Origin of the sequence: Nostoc sp. CHAB 5715, from assembly GCF_020829685.1 — a bacterium.
In the GTDB taxonomy this organism is placed as follows: domain Bacteria; phylum Cyanobacteriota; class Cyanobacteriia; order Cyanobacteriales; family Nostocaceae; genus Nostoc.
In genome coordinates this window covers 1-5,554 of the sequence record NZ_JAIVFR010000489.1, presented here as the reverse complement: position 1 = coordinate 5,554, position 5,554 = coordinate 1, and the positions used below count along the sequence as shown (strand labels likewise).

Genomic DNA, 5,554 nt, shown 5'->3' with positions numbered 1-5,554 from the left:
GTGGATCCGATAGATTATTTGGGTGGAGGCCTCCGAAGGGCGACACCCAAAACGTCGATATCAAATCCCCTACTTTTAAGTATGGGGTTCCCTACTCCCTACTCCCTACTCCCTACTCCCTCGTTAACCCTGTATATTACGGCAATGCGATCGCTCATTGCCATCACTTTTTCTAACTTTGTAGAAATCTGACTTTTCACGGCATGTGGAAAAGCTCATTTTAGCGGTTTCCTAAACCCTGATTTTTGCGTTAGCTATTTTCATTAACTCAGAGCTATTGATAATTAGGCTGTGGAAAAAGCCACGCTTTTTCGAGGCTTGAAGACTTCCCGTGAAAAGTCAGGCGATCGCATCAGCTAATTCTCGTTGTCCATTGCCATCTACACTAGCAATTCCTAAAAATTATTTCTAGCTATAGGCAATTCATTATTGATTACAGGATGGCGCTTTTCAAGATTAGATCAGTAATGGTATTTCCCTTTAGAAAAAGCATCAGAAGTACTAATACCAATTCTTTATGAAGATGCACAGAATATTAAACGAACCGCCAAGTACGCCAAGAGCGCCAAGAATAGAGAGTTACTCATTTAGTGCAGCTTCACATTAAATTGGTATAAGCCTTTTTCAAGGATACGAAATTGACCCAAAAATAGAAGTCTAATCCATAAAAAAGTGTCGAAAAGCAGCGTAACCAAATATTCTAGTCTCTATTATCTTACCTCATGAGTTGAAAAATAGTTGCAATAAGTTTAAAGTAATATCTGAATTTCTTATGCAACATCTAAAAAAGAACTAGCATAAAATTGGTATATTTGGTTACTTTTTTGAATTTAGTAGGCAAATATTTCATCAAATTATCAAAAATTATTATTAATTTGATGGCTAATAAACAGTTAACTGTTGAGAGAGTACATAAGTAGCAATGACAAAAGCATCTACAATGTCGCCTAGAGGATGGAAAAAGCTGCAAATATCACCCTTAGCTGGTCTGGTTTTGGGACTGGTTATCTTGTTGATTTGCTTGGTATATAGTGTCACTTTAGGTGCGGCGGAAATACCTTTAGAAGAGATTTTGGCATCCTTTGTCACCTTTGACGGTTCATACCAACACTTAGTAATCCAGACAGTGAGATTACCGCGATCGCTCATTGCTATACTCGTAGGTTCAGCCTTGGCAGTTTCTGGAGCCTTAATGCAAGGTTTGACACGCAACCCCCTAGCAGATCCAGGGATTTTAGGTATTCAGTCGGGGGCTGCATTGGCTGTAGTTGCCACAATTTTTATTTTTGGCAGCTCGTCTTTGGGTGTTTTAACCATTGTGGCGTTTTTGGGCGCAGGAGTCACAGCAATTTTAGTCTACTTCCTTGGTTCTCTAGGAAAAGGAGGGGCTACACCATTGAATCTCACAGTAGCAGGCGCGGCACTCACGGCTCTGATTTCTTCTCTAACCACTGCTATTCTTATCATCAGTCAACGCACCTTAGAAGAAATTAGATTTTGGTTAGCAGGTTCACTGGCTGGGCGCGATATCAATATGTTCTTGCAAGCATTGCCCTTTGTCACCCTTGGATTAGTCGTTGCTTTTGCCCTTGGTAGACAAATTACTACCATGAGTCTCGGTGAAGATATAGCAAAAGGCTTAGGTCAACAAACAGCTTGGGTGAAAATCATCACTGCTATTAGCGTTGTTTTACTGGCAGGAAGTTCCGTATCTATTGCCGGGCCAATCGGCTTTATTGGCTTAGTTGTTCCCCATATCGTCAGATTTTTCATCTTTGCTGATTACCGTTGGATTTTGCCTTATTCCGCAGTGGTGGGCGCAACTTTACTTTTGGTTGCAGATGTTGCCGCGCGTATATTACTCAAACCCCAGGAATTACCTGTGGGTGTGATGACAGCACTCGTTGGCGCACCCTTTTTTGTGTACCTGGCTAAATCAAAGGTGAAAAAATGAAGTTGGATTGGCTAGTCATTCGTTCCGAGACGATATCTTTTCGCATAGACCGACGTGTACCACCAATGCTGGTATGTTTGGCAGTAGTGATTGTAGGGGCGATGGTGATGAATCTAGGGCGGGGTGAATATCCCATCTCACCTTGGGATATCGTCAAAACTGTCTTAGGTTTAGATACACGCAACCCAGACCATGCTTTCGTGATTTACAACCTGCGTCTACCCCGCACTCTTGTAGCTTTTATGGTAGGTGTGGCGTTTGCTATTTCTGGCACTATCTTTCAAGGTCTAACGCGCAATCCCTTAGCTGACCCTGGTATTATTGGCATCAATGCCGGGGCGAGTTTGGCGGCAGTTACAGTCATTGTACTACTTCCATCAGCACCGATTTACACATTGCCTGTTTCAGCCTTTGCAGGTGCAATGCTTATGGCTGTTTTAATTTACTTTCTGGCTTGGAATAATGGTAGTTCGCCGATTCTATTAATTTTAATGGGTGTGGGATTATCTGCGATCGCCAGTGCTCTCACCAGCTTAATGATTACCTTTGGGGAAATTTATGACGTTAGTAATGCTTTGGTTTGGTTAGCTGGCAGTGTCTACGGACGCACTTGGGAGCAAGTCTTTTCCTTATTACCTTGGTTAATTGTTTTTGTTCCAGTCGCGTTGACATTGGCAAGACATTTGAACGCCTTAAATTTAGGAGATGATGTCGCCAAAGGTTTAGGGACTCGCGTGGAATGGCAACGTGGTTTACTAGTACTAGTGGGTGTAGCCTTAGCAGGTGCAGGAGTCGCCACTGCGGGAATGATTGGCTTTGTTGGGTTAATTGCACCCCATTTAGGACGACAGTTGGTAGGTACAAATCATCAAGGGTTAATTCCCACCTCGGCACTGTTGGGGGGAGTGATTGTTGTGGTCGCAGACTTGCTAGGAAGAACTTTGTTTGCACCTATAGAACTTCCTTGTGGGGTGATAACTGCTGCTATCGGCGCTCCTTATTTTCTGTTTTTGTTAATTCGTAACCGGAAAAAATAATGGTATCAACTATGAAAGGACTATCAACCAAAAGTCTGTCTTTAGCTTATGATGGTGTGCCAATTATTAAAGATTTAAATTTGGCCATTCCTACCGGACAAATTAGTGCTTTAGTTGGTGCAAATGGTTGCGGTAAATCAACTTTGTTAAGAGGTCTGGCAAGGCTTCTCAAACCATATCACGGTACAGCATATCTTGACAGCACCTCAATTTTTAAGCTTTCCACCAAACAAGTAGCGCAACAGTTGGGTATTTTACCCCAAGGGCCAGTTGCACCAGAAGGGTTAACAGTTAGAGATTTGGTAGCACAAGGACGTTACCCTTATCAAAATTGGTTGCAACAGTGGTCAGAAAAAGATGAAAGAATTGTCCAACAGGCACTCTTAATTACAAATTTACTGGAGTTGGCAGATAGAGCATTAGATACTTTGTCTGGTGGACAACGACAGCGAGCTTGGATTGCAATGGCACTAGCGCAGGATACGGACATTTTACTTTTGGATGAGCCGACTACTTTTTTGGATTTGGCACACCAGATAGAAGTTTTAGATTTGTTGTATGAGTTGAACCAAAATCAAGGAAGGACAATTGTCATGGTATTGCATGACTTAAATCAGGCGTGCCGTTATGCTGATTATCTAGTTGCTGTCAAAGATGGTCGGATTTTTGCGGCTGGGGAACCGAAACTGGTAATGACTGAGAAGATGGTACAGGAAGTTTTTGAGTTGGAGTGTCGTATTATTCCTGACCCAGTTGTAGGGACACCAATGTGTGTACCAATAGGACGCAAGGGAAAGTTAATTTCCTCGCAAACAAAGAGTTTTTCTGCAAAATTTCAAATAGACTCAAACCGTCCACTTTGAGTTTTAGCAAGTGGCGCGATCGCGACGCCTGGGATGCATCGGTAAGAGATTAAGCGCCTTTTGTCATCATCATAAGGAATCAGATTTTTGTGGTGGATTTAGTTCTTGGTGCAACCTGTTGTACTGCTTTGGTGAAGTCTGCGGCAGTGGGGAAGGGTTTTTTTGGGACGCGATCGCAACAGCTTGCTCTAACTGGTCGGGAGTTTTGACCACCCAGAGTAGGGGGCGAGTTTGAGAAGGCTTGGTAATCTTTAAGACTTACGCATTGATGTAATGCGGGTTATCTGTAGTTAAGTTCAACTTCTGTTTTAAGTGTTCCAATATGAAATTTGGATTTGGGTATAATCTCGACCTTTACCTCCTGCAAGAACTGCCTTCTTCCTCCTGCCTCCTCATTTTGACAATTTCAATCCCCTCTTCAATTGAATTATCCTGATATTAGGCAAGTAGTGTAAATTTAACCATGACCACAAGCATAGCCATTGCAGAAAAAATTACCACCCTTCGCCAAGTCGAGGAAAAATTGGGGTTAACACTAAGTGGTGATAGTCAATTTTTTACCGAATGGATGGCAGATTTACCAGGATTAAGTGAAGCAGAGCAGACAAGATTAGAGCAAGTTCGACAAAACTATCTGTACCAAATCTCAGATGGAAGTCTTTTAGAAGAAACTGTCAAAATGGTCGTGCTGTCTCCATTACTTGAACTTGCAGGTTTCTATCAAGCACCTTACAGATTTAAAACCGAGGTATCCGTTGATATTGTTGCACAAGGAGATAATGATGAGCTGTTACGGGGTAGAATTGATGTTTTAGTTTTGCAAGGTAGATTATGGATTGTCCTAATTGAGTCAAAAAAGACGACCTTTGATTTAGAATTAGCGATTCCTCAGACATTAGCTTACATGGCGATTCATCCCAACCCAGAACAACCTCTGTATGGCATGATAGCCAATGGTAGCAGCTATTTGTTTGTCAAAACCTTGGATAAACAGTATGGTATTTCCGATCTATTTGCAACCCGATCGCAATATCTTAACAATTTATCCGCAGTTTTAAGAATCATAATGCATTTGGGTAGAATTATTACAGAATCTTAAGTTACTGACAGCATAGTTACATTTGTTATTACGCAGGTGGAAGTAAATTTTTATCTGGTGAAGCAGCAACTATTGAAACTAGTCCAATTTCTACTAGCTTAACTCCTGGACAACGACGGCGATCGCAACAAAAACTAGACGCACTTCAGTTAAAGCAGATGAAGAAAGCTGTAGCTGTTGAGGCTGGTACGGCAGTAAAGTTTCAATTAGAACAGCAGCTTCTTGATGAAGAGGCAAAACTGGCACATCTTAACGATGAACTGGATAAAATTGAGTCTGCATTGCAATTATGAGGCTATGTAAATATACAGTTATTTGGCTGATGAAAATCAGGATTTCCTAACCCAGAAAACAAGGAAAACATAGATATTAAGTTAATTGGTGTTTGTTTATACTATTTCAAATTTTTGTAATGGTTATACTCATAACTTAGGTTCTACCTGGGAATTAGGAAGTGGCTTTGCCACTTCTTTTTATTTATCTAGTAGTGTGTCATATCAAATCCGGATGATTACACATAGTATAATTCTGTGAGCGTATTTAGTTGCGAAGTATATGCCAAGACGCATTGCCCTAGAGCCTCACCTAAGTATTGACGAAT

Annotated in this window: 6 protein-coding genes; 5 read left to right on the top strand and 1 reads right to left on the bottom strand. The window is 41.4% G+C overall.

Annotation, left to right across the window (positions count from 1 at the left end):
• The 5 genes from LC574_RS24045 to LC574_RS24025 all read left to right on the top strand — a co-directional run.
• The coding region (locus tag LC574_RS24045; RefSeq protein WP_229456077.1) for a hypothetical protein at positions 1-192 on the top strand (192 nt) is incomplete at its 5' end.
• A gap of 730 nt (positions 193-922) precedes the next feature.
• A complete protein-coding gene (locus tag LC574_RS24040) occupies positions 923-1,954 on the top strand; it encodes an iron ABC transporter permease (protein WP_229456076.1) in 1,032 nt (343 codons plus the stop codon).
• The gene (locus tag LC574_RS24035; protein WP_229456075.1) at positions 1,951-2,991 is read left to right on the top strand and encodes an iron ABC transporter permease; all 1,041 of its coding nucleotides are present in this window, start codon (positions 1,951-1,953) and stop codon (positions 2,989-2,991) included. Before LC574_RS24040 ends, LC574_RS24035 begins: the two co-directional genes overlap by 4 nt.
• 11 nt (positions 2,992-3,002) lie before the next feature.
• Entirely contained in the window at positions 3,003-3,854 is an 852-nt protein-coding gene (locus LC574_RS24030; protein WP_229456074.1) for an ABC transporter ATP-binding protein, read from the top strand.
• Between the two features lie 463 nt (positions 3,855-4,317).
• Positions 4,318-4,953 carry a type I restriction enzyme HsdR N-terminal domain-containing protein gene (locus LC574_RS24025; protein ID WP_229456073.1) on the top strand — a complete coding sequence of 212 codons (636 nt, stop codon included), beginning with the start codon at positions 4,318-4,320 and terminating at the stop codon, positions 4,951-4,953.
• Between the two features lie 93 nt (positions 4,954-5,046).
• Here LC574_RS24025 and LC574_RS24020 read toward each other — a convergent pair whose 3' ends face one another.
• Entirely contained in the window at positions 5,047-5,199 is a 153-nt protein-coding gene (locus tag LC574_RS24020) for a hypothetical protein (protein ID WP_229456072.1), read from the bottom strand.
• Positions 5,200-5,554 lie beyond the last annotated feature (355 nt).